The sequence below is a fragment of the Candidatus Latescibacter sp. IFSED24 genome (assembly GCF_058273205.1).
On record NZ_CM177850.1, the window covers coordinates 751,041 to 776,652 of the forward strand.

The 25,612-nt window shown below is 68.7% G+C and carries 19 protein-coding genes and 1 tRNA gene; 8 read left to right on the plus strand and 12 right to left on the minus strand.

Translation table 11 applies throughout. The features are described 5' to 3' along the window. Positions 1-2: 2 nt before the first annotated feature. From IFSED24_RS02995 to eno, 11 genes are all read right to left on the minus strand, one after another. Entirely contained in the window at positions 3-4,556 is a 4,554-nt protein-coding gene (locus tag IFSED24_RS02995) for a GNAT family N-acetyltransferase (protein WP_491333740.1), read from the minus strand. Next, a complete protein-coding gene (gene hemG / locus IFSED24_RS03000) occupies positions 4,553-5,992 on the minus strand; it encodes a protoporphyrinogen oxidase (RefSeq protein ID WP_491333741.1) in 1,440 nt (479 codons plus the stop codon). Before hemG ends, IFSED24_RS02995 begins: the two co-directional genes overlap by 4 nt. Next, a complete protein-coding gene (gene hemH, locus IFSED24_RS03005) occupies positions 5,985-7,076 on the minus strand; it encodes a ferrochelatase (protein ID WP_491333742.1) in 1,092 nt (363 codons plus the stop codon). The genes hemG and hemH overlap by 8 nt, the downstream gene beginning before the upstream one ends. Positions 7,077-7,085: 9 nt before the next feature. Then, a complete protein-coding gene (gene hemN / locus IFSED24_RS03010) occupies positions 7,086-8,453 on the minus strand; it encodes an oxygen-independent coproporphyrinogen III oxidase (RefSeq protein ID WP_491333743.1) in 1,368 nt (455 codons plus the stop codon). Continuing rightward, positions 8,454-9,494, minus strand: coding sequence for a uroporphyrinogen decarboxylase (hemE, locus tag IFSED24_RS03015; protein WP_491333744.1), 1,041 nt, complete (start codon positions 9,492-9,494; stop codon positions 8,454-8,456). It lies immediately after the preceding gene. A gap of 79 nt (positions 9,495-9,573) precedes the next feature. Further along, positions 9,574-10,776 (minus strand): MFS transporter, encoded by a 1,203-nt coding sequence (locus IFSED24_RS03020; RefSeq protein WP_491333745.1) that lies wholly within the window; start codon positions 10,774-10,776, stop codon positions 9,574-9,576. Beyond that, the gene (locus IFSED24_RS03025; protein ID WP_491333746.1) at positions 10,777-12,174 is read right to left on the minus strand and encodes a sodium-dependent transporter; all 1,398 of its coding nucleotides are present in this window, start codon (positions 12,172-12,174) and stop codon (positions 10,777-10,779) included. It abuts the gene before it with no gap. A 92-nt stretch (positions 12,175-12,266) separates the two neighbouring features. After that, the gene (locus IFSED24_RS03030; RefSeq protein WP_491333747.1) at positions 12,267-13,199 is read right to left on the minus strand and encodes a Ppx/GppA phosphatase family protein; all 933 of its coding nucleotides are present in this window, start codon (positions 13,197-13,199) and stop codon (positions 12,267-12,269) included. A gap of 52 nt (positions 13,200-13,251) precedes the next feature. Then, positions 13,252-13,328, minus strand: a tRNA-Met gene (locus tag IFSED24_RS03035). A gap of 49 nt (positions 13,329-13,377) precedes the next feature. After that, positions 13,378-13,662 (minus strand): FtsB family cell division protein, encoded by a 285-nt coding sequence (locus IFSED24_RS03040; protein WP_491333748.1) that lies wholly within the window; start codon positions 13,660-13,662, stop codon positions 13,378-13,380. A 139-nt stretch (positions 13,663-13,801) separates the two neighbouring features. After that, complete coding sequence (gene eno / locus IFSED24_RS03045; protein ID WP_491333749.1) at positions 13,802-15,085, minus strand: phosphopyruvate hydratase; 1,284 nt, start codon at positions 15,083-15,085, stop codon at positions 13,802-13,804. A 200-nt stretch (positions 15,086-15,285) separates the two neighbouring features. Between eno and IFSED24_RS03050 the strand changes: the two genes are divergently transcribed. From IFSED24_RS03050 to IFSED24_RS03065, 4 genes are all read left to right on the plus strand, one after another. Next, the gene (locus IFSED24_RS03050) at positions 15,286-15,867 is read left to right on the plus strand and encodes an RNA polymerase sigma factor (RefSeq protein ID WP_491333750.1); all 582 of its coding nucleotides are present in this window, start codon (positions 15,286-15,288) and stop codon (positions 15,865-15,867) included. 271 nt (positions 15,868-16,138) lie between these two features. Then, positions 16,139-16,660 (plus strand): zf-HC2 domain-containing protein, encoded by a 522-nt coding sequence (locus tag IFSED24_RS03055; RefSeq protein ID WP_491333751.1) that lies wholly within the window; start codon positions 16,139-16,141, stop codon positions 16,658-16,660. Between the two features lie 4 nt (positions 16,661-16,664). Then, the gene (locus IFSED24_RS03060; RefSeq protein WP_491333752.1) at positions 16,665-18,113 is read left to right on the plus strand and encodes a hypothetical protein; all 1,449 of its coding nucleotides are present in this window, start codon (positions 16,665-16,667) and stop codon (positions 18,111-18,113) included. A gap of 365 nt (positions 18,114-18,478) precedes the next feature. Beyond that, positions 18,479-19,522: a FlgD immunoglobulin-like domain containing protein gene (locus tag IFSED24_RS03065; protein ID WP_491333753.1), complete on the plus strand. Its 1,044-nt coding sequence runs from the start codon at positions 18,479-18,481 to the stop codon at positions 19,520-19,522. Positions 19,523-19,594: 72 nt separating this feature from the next. Here the strand turns inward: IFSED24_RS03065 and IFSED24_RS03070 are convergent, their stop codons facing one another. Beyond that, the gene (locus IFSED24_RS03070; RefSeq protein WP_491333754.1) at positions 19,595-21,346 is read right to left on the minus strand and encodes a family 43 glycosylhydrolase; all 1,752 of its coding nucleotides are present in this window, start codon (positions 21,344-21,346) and stop codon (positions 19,595-19,597) included. A 258-nt stretch (positions 21,347-21,604) separates the two neighbouring features. Between IFSED24_RS03070 and IFSED24_RS03075 the strand changes: the two genes are divergently transcribed. From IFSED24_RS03075 to IFSED24_RS03090, 4 genes are all read left to right on the plus strand, one after another. Beyond that, positions 21,605-22,591, plus strand: a complete 987-nt coding sequence (locus tag IFSED24_RS03075) for a tetratricopeptide repeat protein (RefSeq protein ID WP_491333755.1) — start codon at positions 21,605-21,607, stop codon at positions 22,589-22,591. Then, positions 22,588-23,430 (plus strand): energy transducer TonB, encoded by an 843-nt coding sequence (locus IFSED24_RS03080; RefSeq protein ID WP_491333756.1) that lies wholly within the window; start codon positions 22,588-22,590, stop codon positions 23,428-23,430. The genes IFSED24_RS03075 and IFSED24_RS03080 overlap by 4 nt, the downstream gene beginning before the upstream one ends. A gap of 125 nt (positions 23,431-23,555) precedes the next feature. Beyond that, positions 23,556-24,980 carry a TolB family protein gene (locus IFSED24_RS03085; RefSeq protein ID WP_491333757.1) on the plus strand — a complete coding sequence of 475 codons (1,425 nt, stop codon included), beginning with the start codon at positions 23,556-23,558 and terminating at the stop codon, positions 24,978-24,980. A 13-nt stretch (positions 24,981-24,993) separates the two neighbouring features. After that, positions 24,994-25,611: a class II aldolase/adducin family protein gene (locus tag IFSED24_RS03090; protein ID WP_491333758.1), complete on the plus strand. Its 618-nt coding sequence runs from the start codon at positions 24,994-24,996 to the stop codon at positions 25,609-25,611. Position 25,612 lies beyond the last annotated feature (1 nt).

The window sequence follows — 25,612 nt, forward strand, 5'->3', positions numbered from 1 at the left end:
GCTCAGGCCAGCCGCCGCACGAGACCTCCGCGTTGCCGGTCGGTGTGGAAGCCCAGGCGCGTGAAGAAGCCCTGGAGGCTGAAGTGCGTGCGCAGGACCTGGTGGCCATCGTCGCTGAGCCGGCGGGCGAAATCCTCGAGCAGCAGCCTGGCCAGTCCCCGGCCTCGTAAAGGCCGGGCCACGACCACGCCGTCGAGGTGCGGTTCGCCGATGGCGTCGAGCCGCCAGACCACCCCGCCGGAGAGCTGACCGTCGACGTCGACCAGGACCAGGTGACGGTCGTTCTCGCTGATGTCCAGCGGAAATCCCGATTGCAGGAACAACCGGTAGAGGCGGCCCATCTCGGCGGCGTCGCGCGGCTCGCGCACCATGTGGTGCGTGCCACGGTCGTCGACGATCTCGGTCTGCAGGACCACGTGGCCGCGGGCGCGGTCGCCGATGGCGTGCAGTGCCGGGCGGTGCCCCAAGGCCGAGCGCGGGAAGGCCAGCCGGCTGAGCGCCTCGCGGTCCTCGGGGTCGGTCAACGCGGCCTGCAGGTCGCTCATCTCCACCGTGCGGGCCGCGCGCAGGTCCGGGAACCGGAACAGGCGGGCGAGGAGCTGGTCGCAGGCATGCAGCGCGGCCACGTCGGCCTCGCGCAGGTAGGCCTCGCGGAAGAGCGTGAAGCAGGCCAGCTCGCCCTCGAGGTCCAGCCGGTACAGGCGGATCAGCGATTCGATCTGGTCGCTGCGGGCGTGCGAGGAGGCGTCGGGATTGAGGGCGCGCCAGCGCTCGAAGCGCTCGCAGGCGCCCTCCACCGTCAGGGTCGGCCGGTACCGCACGGCCAGATCGTCGGCGAAGAGGCGAATGCGCGGCGCCAGCTCGGCGCCATCCTGGGGGCGGGGGTCCTGTTCGAGCGCGCCGGCCAGTTCGCTCAGGAACTGCCGCGCCTCCACCGCGCCCAGGGCCTCGGCCACCGCCTCGGCGAGCCAGCCGTCGTCCACCAGTCCGCGCAGCGCCGGGTAATGGCTCGGCGGCAGGCGCAGGAAGTTCTGCAGGAGCGGCCGGGCCAGGTCGAGCGGACCGGTGTAGGGCCGCCAGCCGGCGAGGCTGATCACCAGGCGGTCGCGTTGCCAGTCGCGGTCGGGAACGATCACGTTGGAGGGCGTGACCATGCCGGCGACGATCTCCCGTCCCGAATGCTTCCAGGCCGTGATGACGGCGGCCATGCCGGCGACCAGCAGCCGCCGCCAGCCCTGGCGGCCCACCTGGGCGGCGTCGGCTCCGGTGGCGGCGTGCTGGCGGATGCGGTCCCACACGGTGAGCCCGCTGGCGAACGCCAGGCTGGCCGCGCCCAGGTCGGGTCGCAGCGCGCCCAGGCGCGGCAGCACCGGCGTGGCGGTGGGCCAGGCCCGGATCGCCGCCACCCGGTGGAAGGTCTCCAGCACGTGCGGGTCGTTCAGGTCCTCGCGGAGCACGAGCAGGAAGTCGAAGTGCAGGCCGCTGCGGGTATTGATGCTGACCCGGTAGCGCGAGGGGAAGGGCTGGGAGAGGGTGCGGCTGATCCAGATCCCGCCGGGATCGACCTCGCCGGGATCGAGCTCGGCATCGAAGATGAGGGCGAGCGTCTCGGCGAGGAACGTGGTTTCCAGAAGGACCGATTCGATGTGCGCGATCTCCTCGGCGTCAAGGCCGTCCTGGTAGGCGATCTTGTCGTCCCAGGCGGCCCGCTCGGGCGCCCGGTCGGCCAGTTCCTCGCGATGCCAGGCCGTGAGTTCGTCGAGCAGGGCGCCGGCCTGGGCCGCCAGCGCGGGGTCGGCCTGGAACGTGGCCCAGCAGATGAGCTCGCGGCGCACTGTGGGCAGGTTTTCCGGCTGGTGACGGCCGAAATCGGCGAGCAGCTTCAGCAGGTCGGTGAAGATGTTGCGCACGGTCGGGCTGGCCGGCCAGTCCAGCTGCTGGCGGTAGGCGTGCAGGCGCCGGCGGAAGCTGAACAGGCGCCGGGGTTCGGAGGCGTCGCGGGCGATGGCGGCGATGCTGCCGGGGCAGAGGAAGGGACGGCCCGAGTCGACGAAGGCCGCCAGGTAGCGCCCGTAATCCGGTTCGGGCTCGTCGAGGACCAGGATGCGGTAGGCCTCGCAGCGCACCTCCAGCTGGGGATGATTGGCCAGGGCTTCCAGGCGCCGCCTGATCAGCAGCGCCTCCCGGGACGTCGCGTGCTCGAGGCGTTCCTCCAGCGCGCCGATGGCCGCGAGGCTGTCGGCGATCTCGCCGAAGAGCGCCGCTTGGCAGAGGCTGTCCAGTTCCCCCAACCGATCGCCCCGCCGGGCCGGGCAGACCGTTTCCGCGGCGTCGCCCTGGCGGTCGGGCAGCAGGACCTGTTCCGCGAGGCCGCCCAGCGAGGTGTCCCAGCCGCTGCGGCAGGGCAGGAAGGTCTGCAGCTGGGCGTTGCCCACCCAGAGCAGCGGCTGACGCGCGAAGACGCCGAGGTCGAGATCCTGGCCGTCGGCGTGGTGGTACTCCAGGTCCCCGATCCTGACGAATCCGGGGCGGCTGCCCTCGGCCAGCAGGAGTCGGGCGCCCGTGCGGCGGTTGACCAGCGTGTCGTCCTCGAGCTGGATCTCGTCGCCCAGGACCCCGAGATCGCGCATGACCCAGCGGTGGATGATGAGCCGCCGGTCGTGCCAGGTCAGCGTGCGGCGGCGGTAGAGGTCCTCGAGCACGTCCTTGAAGTTGGTGGCGATGGCCTTGCGGCGGTACGAACCCTTGGGCGTGAGCTCGCCCTCATCGGCGCTGAAGTCGCGGTCGAGGAGCGTGAAGGCCACCACGCGTTCGTAGGGCGCCAGGTCCAGGTTGGCCTGCCGGATCACGCGCCGCAGGTAGTCCTCGCGTTCCTTGGGCCCGAGCTCCTCGAGCACCGGGTCGGTCAGATCGGGCACGATGAGCAGGACGTTGTAGGCCCGACCGTCGCCGGCCAGGAACGTGCGCTTGATCCCGGGAACCCCGGTGAAGCGCGACTCCACCTTGCGCGGCGCCACGGTCTGGCCGCGGTTGTTCTTGTAGATGTCCTTGATGCGGTCGACGATCTGCAGGTGTCCCCCGGGCAGCTCGCGGAAGAGGTCGCCCGTGCCCAGCCAGTACTCCTGATCGACCGGTGGCTCCATGCTCACGTCGCCGGGCGGAGCGTTCTCGGTGAGGTATCGCGCCACGTAGGGGCCGGAGACCTGCAGTTCGCCCAGCTCGCCCAGGCGGGTGCGGACACCGGGCAGCGGCAGGCCCACCGATTCCTCGACGTACTCGCCGGGCGGCGTCATGGTCAGCCCACCCGTGCCCTCGGTCATGCCGAAGCCGCTGCACAGCTCCACTCCGCGTGAGTGGAACCAGCGGAAGGTGTCGGGCGCCAGCCAGCCGGCCGCCGAGAGGCCCCAGCGCAGGCGGCCGCCGGTGACCTGCCCCAGGACGGACGGGTCGTGGCCGAGCTGTTGGGCGCGCTCGCGGATCTGCTGCCAGCGCAACGGGACCGAGATCAGGCCGGTGGGGCGTATCTGGGGCAGGCCGGCCAGCAGCGAGTCGGCCGACGGATCCCGGGCGAAGACGTAGGTGCCGCCCCAGTAGAGCATGCCCATGAGTTCGAGGTAGCGACCGAAGGTGTGGTAGAGCGGCAGGAAGCTGAGCAGGACCTCGTCCTGGCCCACCGCGGGCAACGCGGCCGCCCGGGCGAAACGCTTGCTGACCAGGTTGTAGGGCGTGAAGACGATGCCCTTGGGCTTGCCGGTGGAGCCGCTGGTGAAGAGCACGGTGCAGGGGTCGTCGAGGCCGTAGCGCGGGCGGCGTGCCAGCCGTGCGTCGACCTCGTCCTGGGCGAGGTGGGACAGCTCCTCGTCGAGCACGCTGATGGCCTCGGGCGAACCGTGGGCGCAGGCCTGCAGCAGCTTGATCTGCGGTGGCCGGCTGGTGCGGTCGCGCAGCTCGAGCGCCCGCTGGAGGCGGTCGGGTCCGTCGACCATCAGCACGTTGATGGCGAGGCGGTCGCAGATCCAGGCCAGGGTGGCCACGTCCTCGTGGATGTTCAGCGGCACCACGGGGATGTCGTGCGCCAGGCAGGCCAGGTCGCAGAGCGCGCCGTCCAGGGTGTTGGCCGCGAGGATGCCCACCACCGGACGGTTGCCGGCAGTGGGTTCGGCACCCAGCAGGTGCGCCGCGATGCGCCGGGTGCGACGCGCGACCTGCCGGTAGGTGAGAGCCGGTTCGCCGGTGCGGCCGAGATCGCGCAGGAAGATGGTGTCGCCCCGTTCGCGCACGCGCCAGTCCAGGAGCGCGGCCACGCCGAATTCCGCACGACGGATGGCCGTGAACGCGGTCTCGGCCCAGGCATGACGGGCGGAGCGGTCGGCCAGGGCGGCCAGGTAGGGCTGGGATCCGGTGGTCTCGAGGAAGCGCCGCCAGAGTTCGGGGTCGCTCTCGGTGCCGGCGGCCGCGCGGGCGGCCGCCGCGGCCACGGCGGCGGCGAGGCCGGGGTCCGGCTCCTGGGCGAGCCAGCGCTGGAGCAGGGAGGACAGTTCCTGGTTGTCGCTCATGCCGGAACCTCCAGGGCCAGGTGCGTCCGGACCTGCGCGGCCACCCGGGACGCATCCTTGCAACAGGCATTGACCGCGATGCCGCGGTAGCTGGCGCCCGCGACGAGCAGCCCCGGCGTCCGGGCCAGGGCACGCTCGAGCGCCGCCAGCCGCGCCAGGTGTCCGACCTCGTACTCGGCGATGGCCCGCGGATGGCGGAAGACCCACCGGCGCAGCGGCGCGCCGCGCACACCGTAGATTCGGTCGAGTTCGGCCACCGCCCGGTCGACGATCTCGTCCTCGGCAAGCCCGAGCCACTCCGGGTCGCCGGACATGGCCCGCAGCAACACGGTATCCGCAGGAGCGCGGCCCGACCAGATGCTGCTGGTCCAGAGCACGCCGAGCAACGGTCGTCCCTCGGTACTCGGGGTCAGCATGCCGAATCCGTCGAGCGGGTGCCTCACGTCCTCGCGACGCAGCGCCACGCCGATCACCGTCAGCGGGTTGAAGCGGATGCCGCCGAGCAACTGGCGCGCCTCGGGGTCGGGATGGTAGTGGGCGGCCGCATGGGCGGGAGCGGTGTCGACCACCGCGGCGAAGGGGCCGTGGCGCTCGCCGCCGGCGGTGAGGAACCAGCCCTCGGGACCAGGCTCGAGCGCGGTGACGGCGCAACCGGTGTGCACCTTTCCGCGCAGGCCGGCGGCCAGCGCGCGCGGGAGCTGCTCCATGCCGCAGGTGAAGCTGGTGAGCACACCCGTCGGGCCGCCGGTGCCGCCCTCGCGCGACCGCTTCTCGCGCCGGCGCTGCCGGCCGAGGGCCACCATGGCGCGGAAGAGTCCGCCGTGATCCTTCTCCAGCTCGACCATGCGCGGGAAGGCCGCCGCCAGCGAGACCCGCCGGCACTCGCCGCCGGTGATGCCGCGCACCATGGGGTCGAGCATGGTGTCGGCGAACTCGCGACCGAGCCGGCGGGCGCCGAACGCCCAGACTGTCTCGTCGGTTTCCGGACGCGCGGCCGCCTCGCCCAGACCGTGCCGCCGTGGCACCAGCAGCTCGCCGGCGATCCGCAGCTTGGCGGCGGTCGAGAAGAGATCCGAACGCAGGAAGGCGCCGGGGCTGGTGGGGATCTCGCGCAGCTTGCTGCGCAGGAAGAGGAAGCGTCGGCGCGCCGCGTCGCTGCTGCGGAGCAGGTCGTCAGCGAGGCCCGCGGCACGGGCCAGTTCCAGTGTCGCCGGTTCGCTGTCGAGGAAACCGTTGGGGCCCCATTCCACCCGGAACGGGCCGTCGACCTCGGTGCGCAGATTGCCGCCCACCCGCTGGTCCGCCTCGAACACGGTGACGCTCACAGGTGCGGTGTCCCGAGTGTCCGCCGGCGGGTTTTCCAGACGCCAGGCTGCTGCCAGGCCGGCCACGCCACCGCCGATGATGGCCACGCGGGATCCGTGAAGCTCAGGCACGTCGATTCTCCTGTTGCTCGGTGGTTGCCAGGCCGAAGGCGCGCGTCGCCAGCCGGTCGGCGAGCGAGCGCAACCAGGCCGGGTCCAGGTTCAGGGCCGCGGTCCGCGCGAAGTCCGTGACGCCGGCGTGGCGCACGTCCTCGCCCAGTTCGTTGTCGAGCTCGTCGATGGTCTCGATGTGCTCGCAGTTGAAGCTCACCGGCACCACCAGCAGGTGACGGACGCCGCCACGCACCAGCTCGAGGCAGGTGCCCTCGGTGGGCGGCCCGATCCACTTCACCGGTCCGACCTTGCTCTGGAACGCCAGCAGCGGCTCGCGGCCGCCGGCGGCGAGGTCGTCGAGCGTGGTCCGGCCGGCCAGTTCCCGGTGCACCGCGCGCACGGTGGCGCGCGTCTGCCGCACGTAGGCATCGCCACGCCTGGGGAAACGTTCGGGCAGCGAGTGGGCGGTGAAGACCAGGGCGGTCCGGTGGGGATCCTTGCCGTCGCGTCGCCACCGGTCGAGGACAGCCGCGGCCTGCCGCGCGAGCAGGTCGACATAGCCCGGCAGCAGCGGCCACTCGCGCAGGACGTGTCGCGGCGGATCCCAGCCTTCGTGCGCCAGCACCCGCGCGAGCTCGATCAGGCTCGAACCGGTGGTGGCGGCGCTGTACTGCGGATAGGTGGGCACCACGAGGAGCTGCTCGACCGCGGCCTCGCGCAAGATCGCCAGGGCTTCCCCGGTCAGCGGATGCCAGTAGCGCATGGCCACCGCCGGCGTGGTGTCGATCCCGCGCGCGGTGAGGTCGCCGGCGAGCGCCGTGGCCTGCTTCGCGGTCCATTCGAGCTGGGGGGAGCCGCCGCCGAAACCCAGCCGACGATACTTCTCGCGCACCTCGTCGAGACGGCGGCGGACGATGATCCTGCCCAGCGGGCGCGACAACCACGCGGGCAGCGGCAGCACCATGGGGTCGGCGAAGAGGTTGTAGAGGAAGGGCGCCACGGACTCCGGCGAGTCGGGGCCGCCGAGGCCGAGGTAGAGCAGTCCGGTCCGGCGAGCCGGGTCGAGCCGGCGGGCGGGGCAGAGCGGCGGACTGTATCGCACGGTCCCTCCTTAGACGGTGCGCGAGTAGCGGGGCTGGCCATCGCCGGCGTCGAGGTAGGCGTCGAAGACCATGGCCACGTTGCGCAGGAAGAACCGGCCGAGCTCGGTGACCTTCACGCCGTCGTCATCCAGGGTGATCAGCCCCTCGACGGCCAGGGGCGCCAGTCGGTCCATGCACCCGGGGATCAGGTCGGTGACCGTGCCGCCGAATCCGCTGACCGTAAGGTCCCAGGGCAGTTCCTGGTTGCACATCAGGTGCAGGATCACGGCGCGCCGCAGGCGGTCGTCGTCCGAGAGCCGCATGCCGCGCACCACGGGCAGCCGGCCGGCCGCCACGCTCTCCTCGTAGGCGCCCACCAGCGGCGCGTTCTGGGCAAAGCGTTCGCAGACGTCGCCGATGGCACTGTTGCCGAAGGCCAGCATGTCCAGCGCCGGACGCGTGGTGTAGCCCATGAAGTTCCGGTGCAGCTGCTTGGCGGCGAGTGCCACGGCGAGCTCGTCGTCGGGGCGGGCGAAGTGGTCCAGGCCGATCCACACGTAGCCCGCCTCGGTGAGGGTCTCCACCGCCTGCTGGTAGAGGATGAAGCGCTCGTCGGCCGTGGGGAGCGTGGTCTCGTCGATCAGCTGCTGCTGCGGCTTGGCCCAGGGCACGTGGGCGTAGCCGAAGACCGCGAGCCGGTCGGGTTCCAGGGCGAGCACCTTCTCGAGCGAGTCGGCGAGAACCTCGGCGGTCTGGTGCGGCAGCCCGTAGACCAGGTCGAGGTTGACGCTCTCGAATCCGGCGGCGCGACACGATTCCACGAATCGCCGTGTCACCTTCTCCGGCTGCCGCCGCCCGATGGCCTCCTGCACCCGGGGATCGAAATCCTGCACGCCCATGCTGATGCGGTTGAAGCCCAGCTCGCGCAGCAGGTGAGGCTGGTCGGCCTTGGCGGCGCGGGGATCGCATTCCAGCGAGAGCTCGCCGCTCAGCTCGAAGCGGTCGGCGAGCAGCTGCCAGGTACGGCGCATCTGCGCGTCGGTCTGGTAGTTGGGCGTGCCGCCACCCCAGTGCATCTGGACCACGCGCCGCTTGCCGAGCACGTCCACGGTCAGGTCCAGTTCGCGCTCGAGATGATCGAGATAGCGATCGACGTCGCCGCGGCTGTCGGGCACCGCGGCGTTGCAGCCGCAGTAGTGGCAGCGCTTCACGCAGTAGGGCAGGTGGACGTAGAGGCTGATCTCGCGCTCGGGCGCGGCGGCCAGGTCGACCAGGGCCTCCTGCCACTGCTCGGGCCCGAAGTCGCTCGTCCAGGCCGGCACGGTGGGATAGCTGGTGTAGCGCGGACCCGGTCGGTCCATGCGCTGGAGCAGATCCTGGGGAACGTGGACGCGCATCTAGGCCTCCCTGCCATGGGCGTGAACGGTCTCGACGAGCAGGGCCACCGCTTCGGGCGGGGTCGGGGGCAGGATGCCGTGGCCCAGGTTGAAGACGTGCGAACGGGCGTGGTCGCCGGCGCGGCAGACCGCGCGGGCGCGGCGCACGATCTCGTCCTCGCTGCCGAAGAGAACCACCGGATCGAGGTTGCCCTGCAGGGTCTGCTGCGGCGCCTGGGCGGCCACCGCCGCCAGGTCGCAGGTCCAGTCCAGCGAGAGGCAGTCGGCGCCGACCGTGACCAGCGACGGCAGGTTTCCCGCGCCGCCCTTGCTGAAGAGGATCCTCGGCACGCCGAGGTGGGCCAGGCCGTCGATGATCTTCTTGATCGGGGGCAGGGCCACGCGGGCGTAGTCGTGGGGGTGGAGGATCGACGCCCAGCTATCGAAGATCTGGACCGCCGAGCAGCCCGCCTCGACCTGCATGGTCAGGTGGCGGGTGACCTGATCGGCCAGGGTGTCGAGCAGCCCCGTGACAACCTCTGGACGCGAGTAGAGCAGCGCCTTGAAGTGGCGGAAATCCGAACTGCCGCCGCCCTCGACCAGGTAGGCCGCGAGGGTCAGCGGGGCGCCGGCGAAGCCGATGAGCGGGGTCCCGGGCTTCTCGCCGGTGACCAGCCCGATGGCCTCGGCCACGAAGCCCAGCTCCTCGCGCGGCTCGACCACCCGCAACCGGGCCAGGTCGGCCTCGGTGCGCAGCGGGGCCGCCAGCTTGGGCGAGCCCTGGCTGAAATCGAATTCGGCGCCCATGGGGCCCAGCGGCGTGAGGATGTCGCTGAAGATGATCATGGCGTCGAGGTCGAACCGACGCAACGGCTGCAGGGTGACCTCGCACGCCAGCTCGGGCGTGGTGCACAGCTCGTGGAAGCTGGCGCGTTCGCGCACCGCCCGGTACTCGGGCAGGTAGCGGCCGGCCTGGCGCATGATCCAGAGGGGCCGGCGCGACGGTGTCTCGCCGCGCAGGGCGGTCAGAAAGGGCGAGCTGGCAAGAGAGGTCTGGGGCATGGTAACTACCTTTCGGGAAACGTCAGAATTCCTACCAGGATAACCAATCCGGTCGTCCTTGGCACGGAGCGGTTCGGGTTCAAGCCGGGCGGGATCGGCGAGCGTGCAGGGCGATCTGCGCCAGCAGGGCCAGCAGCAGCAGTCCCGACGCCAACCAGTACGGTGCGGCCAGGCCGAGACCAGCCCGGACGAGCAGGCCGGCGATCACCGGCGGCAAGAATCCCCCGGCTCCCACCAGCCCCTCGTGGATTCCCGCGTTGCGCCCGCGCTGGCCAGGAATCTCCAGGCTGTAGAAGATGCTCGCGGTGTAGCAGACCCCGCAACCGAGCCCGATCAAGGGCGCGGTCAGGAGCAACGAGCCGAACCCCGGCAGCCAGGGCACCAGCAGCACGGCGACCACGCTCGCTGCCTGGGGCAGCCAGAGCCGCCAGGCCGAGTAGGCCAGCTTCAATGGACCGGTCAGCAGCAAGAAGACCGTGGTCTGGCACGCCAGGATCGCTCCCTGGTACCAGCCGTAGTGGCTGGCCGCCCAGCCGTGTTGGGCGAACCATTGCGGCAGGTGTGCGGTGAGGATGCCGAACGCCCCGTAGGCGGCGGTGTTGGCGATCCAACCCATGGCGCGAAAAGCATGCAGCGTGGCCGGATCGTGCTGCTGGTCGGTCGCAGTCGCCGGTCCCGACGTCTTCACGGCGGCCAGTCCTGCAGTCACCAGCGCGCTCTTGGGCAGCGCCGCGAAGGCCAGGGCCACGCTGACCGCCCCCACCAGATAGGCGGTGCGGAAGCCGCAGCAGGCCAGGAGCACACCGCCCAGGGCGAAGCCCAGCGCCTTGCCCGCCGACCACGCCACGTTGAATCGACCCAGCACGGGGATGCGGCGGTCACCAGGACTCAGGTCACCCAGGGTCGCCTGGACGGTGGGCCAGTAGAGCGCCTTGCCCAGGCCCATGAGGACCTGCAGCGCCAGGAGCAGGTCCAGTCGCTGGACGAGCCAGGCCAGGACGGCGCAGACGATGAGCACGGAGCCGCCTGCCAGGCAGAGCAGTGTCCGGCTGACCCGGTCGCTCCAGTGACCGGAGAGCGGCGCGGACACGATGTAGGTCACCGCGCCGATGGCCGGCACCAGGCCCAGGGCGAGAGCGTCGCCGCCCAGGGCGAGGACCTTGAAGGGCATGGCGGCCATGATCAGGAAGAAGCCGCCGTCCATGCCGGCGGCGGACAGGAAGAAGCCTCGCAGCGTGGCCTGCAGGGCTCTGGAGCCGGGCTGTGCGGCGGGCCCCCGCAACTACTGGTACTCCGCGCCCAGGAAGATGATGGAGAAGAGGATGGCGCCCACGGCGAGCGGCGCCACGAAGCGCAGGGCGAACCGCAGGAATCCGAAGTTGCGGCCCATGGCCCCGTGTCCTGCCTCCAGTTCGTCGCGCACGTCGCGTGGATTGAGGATCCAGCCGACGAACAGGGCGATCAGGAGCCCGCCCACCGGGAGCAGCCAGTTGGCGGCCAGGTAGTCCAGGGAGGAGAACATTCCCTCGGTCGACTCCTTGCCGAAGAGGTTGAGGTTGGACAGGGTGGCGTTGCTGCCCATGCTGAGCGCGCTGAGCACGCCGAACAGCGTGATGGCCGCACCCATGGTCAAGGTGGCGCGCTGGCGCGACCAGCCCAGTTCGTCGATGGCGTAGCTCGAGACCACCTCCATCAGGCTGACCGTGGACGTGAGCGCGGCGAAGGCCACGAGCACGAAGAAGAGCGCGAGGACCACGCCGCCCAGCGGCAGCTGGACCAGGACCGTGGGCAGGGTCGTGAAGAGGATGGTGGCGCTCTGGGTCACCTCGAGGTCGAAGGTGAAGATGATGGAGAACATGATGACGCAGGCCAGGATGCCCATGAGCGAATCCAGGAGGCAGATCTCCACCACCGAGCGGGGGATGCTGCTGTCCCGGCGCATGTAGCTGCCGTAGGTGAGCATGGCGCCCATGCCCAGGCTCAGCGAGAAGAACGCCTGCCCCACCGCCTCGAGGATGGAGGAGGCGGTCAGGTCGCCGAAGTTGGGCCGGAAGAGGAAGCGCATGGCATCGCCGAAGCCGCTGGTCGTGGCCGAGTAGACCACCAGGAAGAGGAGGATGGCGAACAGCAGCGGCATCAGGATCTTGGCCACCCGTTCGATCCCCTCCTTGACGCCGAAGTAGACCGCGCCGACGGTGGCCATCATGAACGCCAGGTGGTAGCCGACCTGCTGGGTGCCGTCGGCCAGGAAGCCCGTCAGGAAATGGTCCTGCAGCGCCGTGGCGTCGCGGGCGAGGGTGGCCAGTTTCCCCTGGATCGCCAGGACGATGTAGTGGACGGTCCAGCCCGCCACCACGCTGTAATACGAGAGGATGATGAAGCCGGCGCTGACCCCCAGGAATCCCAGGGCGGTCCAGGCCTTGCCTCCCGGTCGGCCCTGGCCGAGGGCGGCGAAGGCGCCCACCGGGCTGCGCTGCGTCCGGCGCCCTAGCAACACCTCGGCGACCATGATGGGGAAGCCCACGAGGATCACGGCGGCGATGTAGACCAGGACGAACGCGCCGCCCTCGTTCTGGTGCGTGACGTAGGGGAACTTCCAGAGGTTGCCCAGGCCGATGGCGCTCCCGGCGGCCGCCAGGATGAAGCCCAGCCGACCGCTCCACTGACCTCGTTGCTGCATGACTCGCCTTCCCGTGAATCAGGATCCGCAGGGTCTTGGTGCTGACGATGCCGCCGAGATTATGGCAAGCGGAGCCTTTAGGCAACCGGCAGTCAGTCGGCGAAGCGGTCGACCAGGAGTCCCTGCCGCAGTCCGCAGGCGCTGATGAGAAGCGGTACGCCGCGCCAACGTTGGGCCACGGCGGTGGTGATGATGGCTCCGGCCAGGATCACCGCGGCCCGGTCGGGATGCAGCCCCGGCAGGTTGCGTCGGCCACTGGTCGTCAGGTCGCTCAGTGTCATCAGCCAGTGTTGCAGGACAGCCGGCTCCAGTGTCTTGCCGTGGACCTCGTCGCTGTCGGCCACCTCGCGTGCCAGCGCCAGGGCCACCAGACTCGCCGGAGTGGCGCCGATGCCCACGAGCCGTGCTGGCGTCGCGAAGACGGGCAGCGTGTCGAGCGCCTGCTTGACCACCTGCAGCGCCGCCTCGCAGGTCGTCGGGCCAACCCGGTCTGCGAGGCCATGGCTTTCGGTCAGGGTGATGGTGCCGAGGGCGAGGCTGCGGCGCTCGGCTGGCTGTCGATCGTGGCCCCAGGCCAGTTCGGTGCTGGCGCCGCCGATGTCGAAGACCAGCTGCGCCGCCGCGCCCGGGGGGCGGGGCAGGCTGGAAACGGCGCCGAGGTACGTCAGCCTCGCCTCCTCGTCTCCGCTGATGATCTCCAGCGGGATGCCCAGCACCGCGGTGGCCCTGTCCCGGAAATCCTGACCATCGACAGCCAGGCGCAGCGCCATGGTGCCCACCGCGGCCATGCCCGCGACCCGGTGCTGGCGGGCGAGGGCCGTGAAGTCCTGCAGGGCGGCCAGGGTCCGCTCCACGCCGGTGGGGTCGAGGTGTGCGGATCCGGCGAGCCCAGTGCCCAGGCCCGTGATCACGACCTGGTCCGACCGTGTCCGCCAAGCACCCGCGCTGCTGCGTTGCGCCAGACGCAGCTTCACCGAATGGCTGCCCACATCGATGGCGGCATAGGTCTTGTTCGCGTCAGACACGCCGACCTCCGGACACGAGAAAGGCCCGACATCTCTGTCGGGCCTCGATCGTTGGTAGCGGGGGCAGGATTTGAACCTGCGACCTTTGGGTTATGAGCCCAACGAGCTACCAGACTGCTCCACCCCGCACCCATCAAATAGGTTCGTTGGGCCAATGTATGTGGGGGTCCTGGGAGTGTCAAGGATGGGATGGTATTTGGTCGGATTCGGGAATCAGCAGGATCACTTCTTCGCCTTCGCGGCGCATGTTGTAGCGTTCCCGGGCCAGTTTCTCGAGGGCGAGGGGGTCGTGCTGCAGCGCGTCGAGGCTGGCCTGCAAGGTCGCGGCTTCGGCGGTGAGGCTGTCGAGGTCCCGCTGGAGACGGTCCCGTTCGGCGCGCAGTCGCAGGTATTCGCCCAGGCCATTCTCACCGACCAGGGAGACAAGCGCGAGTATCAGCACGCCCGCGCCCAGCAACCACACGACGGTCCCTCTGGCGAGGCTTGCACCGGGTGGCCGGGGTCGCAAATATGGTGAGCGGCGCTGGGGGACATCCTTGTCCGACACGGCCGGATCCTCCACGGTAGGGGCGGGGCCGGCCGCGAGCCGGCCCCCGATCGGATCAACGCAGGTTGTAGAAACACGAGTGTCCGGGGAAGACCGCCAGATCGTCAAGTTCTTCCTCGATGCGCAGCAGCTCGTTGTACTTGGCGACGCGATCGCTGCGGCAGAGCGAGCCGGTCTTGATCTGGCCGGCGTTGGTGGCCACGGCCAGGCTGGCGATGAAGGCGTCCTCGGTCTCACCCGAGCGGTGGCTGACCACGTTGGTGAAGCTGGCGCGCTTGGCGATCTCGATGGTCTCGAGGGTCTCGCTCAGCGACCCGATCTGGTTCAGCTTGATCAGGATGCTGTTGGCGCAACGTACCTCGATGCCACGGGTCAGCCGCTCCGGATTGGTGACGAAGAGGTCGTCACCCACGAGCTGGATGCGATTGCCGAGGCGCTCATAGAGCTTGCTCCAGCCTTCCCAGTCGTCCTCGGCGAGCCCATCCTCGATGGAGACGATGGGATAGTTGTCCACCAGATCGGCGTAGAACTCGATCATGCGGTCGGAATCCCAGGGCTCACCACCCTCGGCTTCGAGCACGTACTTGCCGTCGCGGAAGAATTCGCTGCTGGCGGGATCCAGCGCGATGGCGATCTCCTCGCCGGGCTTGTATCCGGCTTTTTCGATGGCCAGCACCAGGAGGTCGAGGGCCTCGCGGTTGCTGCCCAGGTTGGGGGCGAAGCCGCCCTCGTCGCCCACCCCGGTGGCCAGGCCCTTCTCGTTCAGGAGCTTCTTGAGCGTGTGGAAGGTCTCGGCCCCGTAACGCAGCGCCTCCGAGAAGCTGGGCGCTCCCAGGGGCATGATCATGAACTCCTGGAGGTCGACGTTGTTGTCGGCGTGGGACCCCCCGTTCAGGACGTTCATCATGGGCACGGGCAGGGTCCTGGCCGCCACACCGCCGAGGTACTGGTAGAGCGGCAGCCCCACCGATTCGGCGGCAGCCTTGGCCACGGCCAGCGACACGCCGAGGATGGCGTTGGCGCCCAGCTTGGACTTGTTCGGGCTGCCGTCGAGCTCGATGAGTACACGGTCCACGAGGATCTGGTCGGTGGCATCCAGCCCCACCAACTCGTCCTCGATGCCCTGGATGTTCTTGATGGCGTTCAGCACCCCCCGGCCGAGGTAGCGATCCTTGTCGCCATCACGCAGCTCATGGGCCTCGTGCTCACCGGTACTGGCGCCACTGGGGACGGCGGCCCGGCCAGCCGAGCCATCGGTCAGCAGCACATCCACCTCGACGGTGGGGTTGCCACGGGAATCGAGGATCTCCCGGGCCTGGATCAGTTCAATGGCGCTCAAATTCACTCCTCCTGAGGCGTCGGGTGGATCGTACGGGTGGGTTCCCTGGCGATCCCTGCATCCGATCTGGTGGCGCGCGGCAGTCTAGGCCCCTGGTTCGCGGGTGTCAATGGATGGGAAACCGTTGTTGACCAGCCGCCGGCAAGCTGCCAATGTTGCCGCTTACCGCAGACAGAATAAGGCAGCTCCAGGTTCCTACCATGTTTGATCGTCGTGCCGATCTCAAGCTCATCCGCCGCTGCAAGCGGGGGGAAGAGGCCGCCTTCCAGGAGGTCTTGACCCGCTATCGCGCTGCAATCTACAATCTCTGCTGGCGCATGGTCCGCAACGACGAGGACGCTCGCGATCTCGCTCAGGAGGTCTTCATCAAGGTCTTTACCCTCCTGGACCGGTTCGACGAGCAATATGCCTTCAGCAGCTGGCTCTTCCGCATCGCCACCAACCACTGCATCGACCACCTGCGCCGCCAGCGTCTCCGATTCCTCTCGGTGGAGCGTGACGGCGGCAGCGAGGACGAGGAAGCCGAGTTGCAGATCCCGGCCACAGGGCCCGAGCCCGACGTGGTCATGCAGCGGCGGCAAGCGCTGGAGAAGCTGGAGGAAGTGATCGCCGAGTTGCCGCCGCATTACCGGATCATCACGCTGCTCCGTCATGATGAGCAGCTCTCCTATGAGGAGATCGCCGAGACCCTGCAGCTCCCCCTGGGCACGGTGAAGGCGAGGATCCACCGGGCGCGGAACATGATCCAGCAATTGCTGGCCGCCAGGAATTACGAGATTTAGGTGAAACCTGGGCCACGGGGATTCCGTAAGATGGGTGTCGACCCGGATCCGATGGCGCTGCGGGCAGCGCAAGTGCCTTCTGGTGAATGGGTTGACATTTCGAAACCGTGGCGAATGGACATGTCGTTGTCGGGGGATACGTCGTTTGCCGCGGTCGGGGGAGCGAGGACGCCCAGCGTGCTCGCTCCCGTCCGCAGACGGTTTCCGGGCTTCTCCCGTCCCGGCCACCGTGCAAGAAGTCGAGGATCGGCTTCGAGCGAGGAGAATTGATTTGAGCGGCCAGCATTCTCGCCAGGCACCCCACCTGACCTGCGCCGAATGCCAGCAATGGCTACAGGAGTATCGCGACGGGGGGCTGAGCAAGCCCGATTCCATGCGCGTGTTCCTACATGTCCGCGCCTGCGAGCAGTGTACCGAGGAATTGGCCCGTCTCGAGAGACTGGTCACCCTCCTGGAGACCCTGCCCGAGCGCGAGCCTCCTGCTGATTTCGACGCCAAGGTCCTGGCCGCGGTGCCCTATGATTCCTACCGGGCCATGGCTGGCCTGCGCCAGCAGCGAGTCCCGATCTTCCTGGAGCAGGAAACCCTGCCGGCCTGGGTGCGGGCACGCGCCACGCGCCTTGCCGGGATCATGATCGCCGTGGCGGTCGTGGCCGGACGGTTCGCAGACATGGTTCCCGATCCTGCACTGATCGCTGCGGTTGTGGGCTGCCTGCCCGAGGCCGCGGTGCAACTGCAACGCATGGGTCGCCGTCTGGCCCTGGCCCTGACCGCTGGTCGGGAAGGGGCGTGATTTCATGAGGCACTCGCTCCAGTTCGGCCGTCTCGCCTCCTGCTTGGTGGCGGTCTGTCTGGTGGCGACAGCAGTGATCATGGTTCCCGGAGAGGCGGGCGCTCAGTCCGCCTCCCGTTCGTCTTCCCGTTCGCAGCCGAGCCAGGCCGACCGCCGCGACACGCTGCGGGTTCAGATCCAGCGCTATGCCGAGATCGTGGCCGCCTTGCGCGATTCGCTCGATGGTCTCGATCGCCAGGCGTCGCCGCGCCGGGAGCGGGTCGAGGACATGGAGGAGTCCATCACCGCGCTCAGCGAGGCCATCGGCATGCTCACCGATCAGCTCTCGCAGCTGGAGGTCGCCGTCGAGGATCGACAGGTCAGCCTGCGGGACGGCCGCGGCGGTGAGGTGACCCTGGAGATCCCCGAGGATCTGGGCCAGCGGTTCAGCGAGGGTATCAGCTCCATCACCCGCGTGATCCTGGACGAGATGCCGGACACTCTTCGCCTCGGTGACGATCAGCGCGGCTTCACCTGGAGCTTCGATGGCAAGGGTCTGGATATCGTGCCCGTCGTGGCCCCCAAGCCAGAGCGGGTGATCGAGGGCGGGATCGTCAAGTTCAAGGACGATGTGGAGATCTTCGCCGACGAACTGGTGCTGGGCGACGTCATCGCCGTGATGGGCGACGTGCTGGTGGAGGGGCGGATCCAGGGAGATCTGGTGGTGGTGCTCGGAGATTTGCAGCTGGGGGAAAATGCCGAGGTCGAGGGGGAGATCATCTCCATCCTCGGCCAGCGTGACTTCCTGGCCGGTAGCGAGTACGGGGCGCTGACGGTGGTGGATCCGGGCCTGTCCTTCCTGCCCGAGGGGATGCGCGAGATCCGGGGCAATTGGCTGGGGTTCTGGGGCTACCAGGCGCTCTTCCTGCTCCTGCTCTTCCTGGTCCTCCTCATGGTCGCCCTCACGCCCCGGCGGCGTCTCGAGACCATGACGCTCACGCTGCTCCGTCGCCCCGGTGAGTGCTTCGGCGTGGGCCTGATCATGGCGCTGGTGGGGCACATGGTCCTGCTCGGCCTGGGTGCGATCCTGGTGCTGACGGTCATCGGCATTCCCGTGGCGTTGCTGGTCCTGCTGGTGGTGATCTTCCTCGATCTGGGCGCTGTGGGCCTGTCCGCCCTGGTCGTGGGCCAGCGCCTGTGTGCGCGTCTCGGTCTGGGCTGCGGCAATCCCTGGCGAGAGGCATTTCTGGGCATGGCCCTGCTGCACCTGCCCGCCTTCCTGGCCGCGCTTCTGGGGCCGGCTGGACTGCCCCTGGTGCTGATCATCCTGATCTCCTGGCTCGGTCGTATCCTGAAATTCGCAGCGTTCTGTTTCGGCCTGGGAGCCCTGGTTCTCGGCCGCCTCGGCGCCAGCTCCCGGGCCAGCGACCTCACCGTGCCCCTCGATCCGACTCCGGGCGCCCACGGCGCCTGATCCTCCCTGCCTACCTCGCGCTAGACCGGTGAGCCGGATTTCTGGGTTCAACCTGGAATCGGCAATTATCAATATTCAATAAATATTATCTGTGTTATAATCACCAGCATTCTGAGCCATTTGGCGCATGTTCGTGGCCGTCGCCTTGGGGCGCCTGCCCTCCATGATTGTCACGATCTCGAATTGTTCATGTAAGCTGTTTCATGGAAGAGGTTTACATCGCCGCAGGCGTGGTGTCGCGAACCACGTCGGGATCCGGGGGATCTGGAATGCTCCCTGCGTCATATTCCGATATGGCGCAGAGCATGGACGATGATGGTGGAGGATGGCCTGCGAGGCCCTGGAACGGACGAGGAGACCCCGGAATGTCTCAGCATGGAAACCGCGATAGCGCTGGTCGGATCGGTTCCCGACCCCTGCTCCTGACCCTCGTCCTGTGCGGTCTTTTCGGCGTCGGCACGGCGTCGGCCACGACCCTGGAGACGCCGACCGGCCTGCACGTGACCATCCATTCGCCGGCCGAGATCGAGGCCGAATTGCTGACCTACCGCGACGGTCGCGTCTATCTGGACCATCCCACGGCGGGGGAGGTGGAACTCGATACCGAACGCCATCCCTGGTCCGGGCTGACGCCCGTATCGCCGGGACCCGTGGCCGAGGCCCTCCGCGACGTGCAAGGATTCGTCACCGATCTGGACGTCGACGTCTTTCTGCTGCCTGGTTTACCCGCCGAGGTCCTGTCGAGCTTCGCCCGGCGCGACGCCATCTTCCTCGCGCCAGGATTCGGGCCTCAGCCCGACGAAACCGTGGCTTACGTGACCACCCATGAACTGGGCCACGTGCTCTGCTGGTCCGCCATCGACGGTCATGAATCGCGCTGGGCCGCCTACCGCGAACTGCGCGACCTCGATGCCTCCACAGGTGGCCCCGATGTCCCCCATGCCCAGCGCCATCGTGAGATCATCGCCGAGGACCTCCGTTTCCTCTTCGGGGGCGCTCTCGCCACACAATCGGGCACCATCGAGAACGACTCGCTGACCCTGCCCAACCGGGTGCCTGGACTGGCCGACCTCCTCGCCGGATTCCTGGCCCAGCCAGGACTGGAGATGCCATCCCTGCGGCCGAGCCGGGTCTATCCCAATCCTTGTCGCGACCTGGCCACGGTGGAGATGAGCCTGGAGGATGGCGCCGCCAAGTCGCACGACGGGGAGTCGGTGCTCGAGATCTTCGACGTGCGGGGACATCTGGTCCAGCGGCTGCGTGGCGGCAGGGTCTCGGCGGGCAGGGTCACCCTGGCCTGGGACGGGGAGAGCCTCGGCGGCGGCCGGGCGGCGGCCGGGATCTACCTGTATCGGCTGACTCACGGCACGTCTGTCGGCTCGGGGCGTCTCATCTATCTGTCCCGCTGATGGCGATCGCGGCACCGGAGCTCGGCATCGCGGTGGTCAGGACAGGTTGCCGCGCTCTCTCCGGTACTCCACTCAAGGAACCAGCGTGAGCTTGCCGCCGGTGGTGAAAGACCCCGGCGCCTCGATGCGATAGACGTACAGTCCTCCTGCCGCCCGCACCCCCGCCTGATCAGCACCGTTCCAGCGCACCGTGTTCAGCCCTGCGCGTCCCGCGACCGTCCCGGAGTCCCAGACGCGGTGTCCGCGCAGATCGTGGATGGTCACCCGGTAATCCGAAGGGGCGGCCAGCTCGAAACGCAGGTCCGTGGCCGGATTGAAGGGGTTTGGCATGGGGCCGAGATCGCGAATGGGGGAGGCGGGCGTGGTCGGCTCCATCCCGGTGATGAACTCGGTATGGCTCTCGACGATCTCATCGACGTTGATATGCCCGAAGGGGTCGTTGTCGACCACCGTAACATAGACCTCCTGGCCCTGGAGGTCCTGGACGTCCCAGAAGCGGGTGGTCATGGTCTCGCTGCCCAGGCCGGTGGCGACGCGGAGCAAGGTGTCGGTGGCGGCGTCTGCGAGTGCCACGTAGAGGCTGTCCGGGTTGAACGTTCCCCCGACCAGGAGCGAGATCGAGTTGCCCTCGATGGTGAAGGGCCGCGACTTCAGGAGTCCCATGGCCGAGTCGCCGATGTCGCGGCCCGGATCCCCACGGCCCGAGAGGGGACCCTGGTAATACTCCTTGGAGCCGAAGTAGAACTGGCCCACCGGTCCGGCGGGTTCCTCGCCTCGGCGGGCCGGGTTGTCGCCGAAGCAGGGGTTGCCGAGGCACATGGTCCCGGAATGTACTTCCCAGTCGCGATCGAGGGGGTTGGCCCGATAGACGGCCGGGGCGAGGCTGCCGTCCTGGAAGCGCAGGGTGTCGAGACGGACGCAGTAGCTCAGGATCGAGGCGCCGGTCTCGCGATAGGGAGCCAGGCGCGAGAACACGAAATTGGCGCCGTCGTCGAAACTATCGACCTCCGGGGCGATGCCCAGGTCGATGATGGTGCGCCGCTCGAAGCTCAATTCGGGAACCGAGGCTGCTCCGATGTAGCTGATGCCCTGGACGTCGTATTCCAGGAAGAAGACATGGTGACGGCCCTCGCGCTCGTGATACTGGCCACTCTCGAGCGTGTGCCCGGGCTGGGTCCCGTCGTTGAGCATGAAGACGTCGGTGGGGCTCCAGTGGAGGAGGTCGCTGCTGGCGGCATGGGCCAGGACGCCCTGCCCACCCTGGATACCCTGGATCTTGGCCGAGGTGAGCATGTGCCACTGGCCGTCCTGCCGGTAGAGGAAGGGATCGCGGCACTCGGCCCAGCCTGAACTGGGATAGTAGAAGAAGAGCGAAGGGTCGGGCTCCAGCACGGGGTTGGCGCGTGACTTGTACCAGGTCGTGAGGTCGCGGGACCAGGCCATGCAGATCCGCTGGTTGAACTGGTGGTCGACTCCGGTGTAGGCCATCCACCACAGTCCGGTCTCGTCGTCGAAGACCACGTCGGGTGCCCAGATGGCCTCGGCTTCGTGGGCCTCGTCGGAGATCGAGAGGACGATCTCGGGCGGGGACCAGTGGCGCAGGTCCTCGCTGGTGGCGCGATAGATGTGATGAGCGAACCGCGGGTGATTGTGCTCCTCGAGGATCCCATGGTAGAAGATCTGATAGAGCCCACCCTCCTGGATCAGGCAGAAGTCCCAGACCTGCATGCCGGGGTGGACGTAGTAGGGGCATTCGAAATCGATGTTCAGCAGCGCAGAGGCCTGTCCTGACAGCAGGGCCAGAGACAGGATAACGTACAGCATGGAACGGCCTGGGCGGCCCCGTCGGGGACGACACCGCTCGCTCGTGGGGATGGGCATGCTGGTCTGGTCCTCCATGCAGGCGTGTCCATCGATCTAAACCGCCTCTTGTCTTGCGGTTGTCACGATGTCCTGGAATTTTTCCTCAATCATGGGGATTATACCAGGGATGAGGTTGTCGGGTCAATTGTCCCCGCCATCGATGAAGAGGATCGAGCCACCATGAACTCGAGGGACCTGAGGCCAGGGGCAGCGTGTCTGGTGTGTGTCCTGGTTGCGGGCCTGGCCGGGGCGGACGACCTGTCCAGCCTGGCGGCGCTCGACGAGTTGCTCGCCGGTGGAGAGGCCGAGGCGGCCGTGGCCCTGGCCACCGGGTTGCTGAAGCCGGGAGCGGTGGAACCCCGGAACCTCTGGCGTGTCCGCCAGCGGTTGGGGGCCGCCTTGACCGCTGTCGGCCGACCCGATGAGGCGGTCGGGATCCTGGAGGCGGTCCTCCGCGAGGTGCCCGACGATGCGGCCTCGCATCTCAATCTGGCCCGGGCGCTGCGGGCGCTGGGCCGGGAGGGTCGGGCTGTGGCCGAATTCGATGCGGCGCTGGCGCTGGCTCCGGGCCGGTTCGCATGGCGCCTGGAGTACGCCGAGGCTCTCGACGCTCTCGGCATCCGCCGCGATGCCCTGCAGCAGATCCGTCGCGCACGTCGCGACTGTGCCGATTGCGACGCGGCGCTGCGAGGCGAGGTGAACCACTACCTGGCCAGCGGCGAGGCCTCAGCCGCGGCCGAACCGCTGGGCCTGCTCTACGCACGCCAGCCCGATCCGGAGACGAGACGACTCCTGGCGTTGGTGCTCTCCTCGGCTGGCGAGGTTGCGGCGGCGACCGCGTTGCTGGACACCGTTCCCGTTGCGGCGCTGACCGGTGCCGAGGTCATGATCCTGATCCAGGCGGACCGCCAGCTCGGAACGAGCAGCCGGGCCGTGGACTGGGCTCGCTCGGACCAGCCCGAACTGCCCGCCGGTTGGCGGCCAGGTGCGGATTTCTGGGCCATCGTCGCGGAGATCTGTTTGCAGGCGGAGGAACACGAGGCAGCATTGGCGGCCATCGATCGCGCCCTGGCCCAGGAACCGGGACAGGCCGTCTACCACCACAACCGCGCCGCGATCCTGCTGGCACTGGGTCGTGAGGACGAGGCCCGCGCAGCGCTGGCGGAGGCGCGTCGGCTGGATCCCGCACAGGGAGGATCACCGTGAATCGACTGCGGATCTGGAGCCTGACTCTCATGGCGGCGTTGACAGCCCTGACGGCGCCGGTGCCAGCCGAGGAAGCGCCGCCGCCGGAGGGAGCCTGGCGACCGCATCTGCTGTCGCGTTGCCAGGAGCATGCCCCGCCGTCCGGTCTGGCCCGGCCGGTGTTCGCCGAGGCCCTCGAGCTCTTCGAGCTGCACAACGGTGGTGACGCGGTCTCGGTGCTCGAACTGGGCCTCAGTGAGGGGGCGAGCGACCCCTGGTCGCTGCTCCTGCTCGCCCAGATCTATCTGCTCGCGGGGCAAGGGGAGCCGCACTGCCAGCCGACCTCCGGACCGGCGGCCATGTCCGGCGACTGGACCAGGGACCAGCAGCGCCTGCTCGCCAGGGCCGAGGATCTCCTGAACCGCCTGGCGGCCGACTGGCCCGATGACGCGATCGTGGATTTCCTGCTCGCCGACGCTCGCCGGGCCCGCGACGACCAGTCCGCCGCCGCCGAGTTCGATTTCCGGGGGCGCGGCAAGTGCAGCCATCCGGAGAGTCTCGACCTGCTGCGGCGTCTGCGGCAACTGGGTCGGAAGCCGGCCAAGGTCATCGCGCCCATCGTGCCCGCGTATCCCGAGAACTGCATCCGGGAGGGGATCCAGGGCGAGGTGGTGCTCGATATCCTCATCGATCCCCAGGGACGGGCGGTCGAATCCGTGGTCGTGGGCGAGCCGCCCCGCGACCTGCTGGCCGCGGCCCGGGAGGCACTGCCCATGGGGGGCTACCAGGCTGCCCAGGTGGGCTACTACCCGATCTGGTCCTGGCTCCGGGTCCCGATCCGATTCACCCTCACGAACTGACAGGTTGATTTGCTCGGCTGACTGCCCTTACTTTAATGCGTCCTGTGCGCCTTCCGGCCGGGCAGGACGAGTTGCCATCCGGGCCTCGGCCCGCCAATCTGCGCACCCGACGGGAGGTCGGAATCTTGAAGGGGTTCCGCAATCGTTATCTGGCCGCGGCCTACGTCCTGCTGCTGGCCGCCGCGTTCGTCGTTGGTTGTTCCACCAAGGAAGATCCCGCGGAGGAACTGGTCATCTGCGGCAACCACTCCTGCGGTGACCTGGCCATGGTGACCATCGACACCTCCAGCGACGGTTGGCAGTATCTGGATCCGACCTTCTCGCCCGATGGCACCCGGATCGCCTTCACCGCCGACTGGGGCGTGATCCCCTCGGTACCAGGCGAGGATCCCAGTGAACCGGTCCTGGCGCGCCAGATCCTCCTGATGCCCATCCCCGCCGACATCTGGGCCGACACCATGATCTACCGGGACCCGGTGGCCGACATCCAGGACCTGGGGGCGGAGCTGGTCTACGTCGGCCCCTTCAACAGTCCCATCGGCGCCGACTACCCCAACGTCCACGTGGTGGAGAACGCGCACCGGCTGACCAAGGACAGTCCGGTGTGGATCGATGACACCACGCTGCTGTTCCTGATGCGCTTCGACAACCGCGACCGCATGCTCATGGCGGATATCTCCAACCCGGGCAACGTGGTTCCCGAACTGGTCTTCATCGAGGACGACGACACCCGCGGCACCAACTTCTGGTTCTACTACCACGGCGATCCGGCGCTGAGCTCCGACGGACGCTGGCTGGTGTTCACGCGCTACGGCTGCAACACGCTGCCCAACCAGCCGGAGGCCATCTGCACCGGCGAGGCGCTGTGGGTGCTCGACATGAACACCCTGGGCGATCCGGCGGCGGTCACCGCGTTCCCGGTCACCAGCGAGGCGGCCGACCTGGAGGATCCGGCCTGGAGCCCCGATGGGCGGTCCATCTGCTTCTCCGCCTCGGTCGATCTGGTGGGGCAGTACAGCGGCTCCGCCAACGAGCTCTTCCTGGTCCGCTTCGATCCAGAGGAGGCGGAGACCGGTGTGGTGACCATCGACAACAGCCTGCAGCGGCTGACCACGACCAGCGTCTCCGAAGGCGACCCCATCGTCGGGTTGCACAACTACGCGCCCTACTTCAACGCCACGGGTTCCGAGATCTACTTCACCTCCTCGCGCCGCGCGCCGGGCTCCACGCAGCGCGGCCGCAATCTCTGGCGAATCCCCTCCGACGGCCGGCTCGAGCCAGAACTGCTCTTCTACTCACGGATGGACGATGTCGATCCGGTGGTCTACTGGCCCACGGGAACCATCCTCGTCGCCAGCCGGATGGGCTTCCCCGACGAGATGCTCGACGCCCTCGAACAGAAGGCCATCGACCGCCTCTGGGCCGAGAACGAGGATCTGGAGGTGCCGCTGACCGAGGTGGAGATCCAGCGACGGGCCGCCGACGAACGCGAGGAACTGGCGTTCTTCGAGGACGTCATGTCCCATCTCTTCCTCTACCGTGGTTTCTGACGGTCCCGATCCGATGGGTGATCCGCGCCAGGACCTGGTCCGGATCGGAGAACAGCTCTACCAGCGTCGGCTCGTCGTCGCCGCCGAAGGCAACCTCTCGGTTCGTCTCGGCGGCGATCGCTTTCTGGTCACGCCTTCCGGCGTCTGCAAGGGATGGCTCCGGGCGGAGGATCTTCTCGAGGTCGATGCGGCCGGCACGGTGACTGGGGGACGGGGGCGGGTCACCAGCGAGTGGGGTCTGCACCGGGAGATCTACCAGCAGTGCGCCGAGGCCGGCGCCGTCTGCCACGGCCATCCTCCTTACGCCACGGCCTGCGCCGTCGCCGGGCGTGCTCTCGATCATCGCGTCCTGACCGAGACCGCAGCCCTGCTGGGACCGGTGCCGCTGGCCGACCCCGCCGCGGCGGGGACACCCGAGGTGGCGGCCTCGGTGCGGGCCCTGATCCCGGGCGCCCGGGCGCTGCTGCTGGGAGGACACGGAGCCGTGGCCTGGGGCCGGGACCTCCAGGAGGCCTTCTTCCGGCTGGAGAGCGTGGAACGGCTGGCGGAGGTGAGCTTGCTGGCCGAACTGGCCGGGGGCGCCCGCTGCTTGCCGCTCGACCTGCTGCGACGCCTCGGCGACGGATCCTGAC

Coding starts and splice junctions, on each gene's coding strand:
- hemE (WP_491333744.1), bottom strand. CDS start 9,494: ATGCCCCAGACCTCTCTTGCCAGCTCGCCCTTTCTGACCGCCCTGCGC.
- IFSED24_RS03060 (WP_491333752.1), top strand. CDS start 16,665: ATGAGGCACTCGCTCCAGTTCGGCCGTCTCGCCTCCTGCTTGGTGGCG.
- IFSED24_RS03050 (WP_491333750.1), top strand. CDS start 15,286: ATGTTTGATCGTCGTGCCGATCTCAAGCTCATCCGCCGCTGCAAGCGG.
- IFSED24_RS03070 (WP_491333754.1), bottom strand. CDS start 21,346: ATGCTGTACGTTATCCTGTCTCTGGCCCTGCTGTCAGGACAGGCCTCT.
- hemN (WP_491333743.1), bottom strand. CDS start 8,453: ATGCGCGTCCACGTTCCCCAGGATCTGCTCCAGCGCATGGACCGACCG.
- IFSED24_RS02995 (WP_491333740.1), bottom strand. CDS start 4,556: ATGAGCGACAACCAGGAACTGTCCTCCCTGCTCCAGCGCTGGCTCGCC.
- IFSED24_RS03065 (WP_491333753.1), top strand. CDS start 18,479: ATGTCTCAGCATGGAAACCGCGATAGCGCTGGTCGGATCGGTTCCCGA.
- IFSED24_RS03090 (WP_491333758.1), top strand. CDS start 24,994: ATGGGTGATCCGCGCCAGGACCTGGTCCGGATCGGAGAACAGCTCTAC.
- IFSED24_RS03025 (WP_491333746.1), bottom strand. CDS start 12,174: ATGCAGCAACGAGGTCAGTGGAGCGGTCGGCTGGGCTTCATCCTGGCG.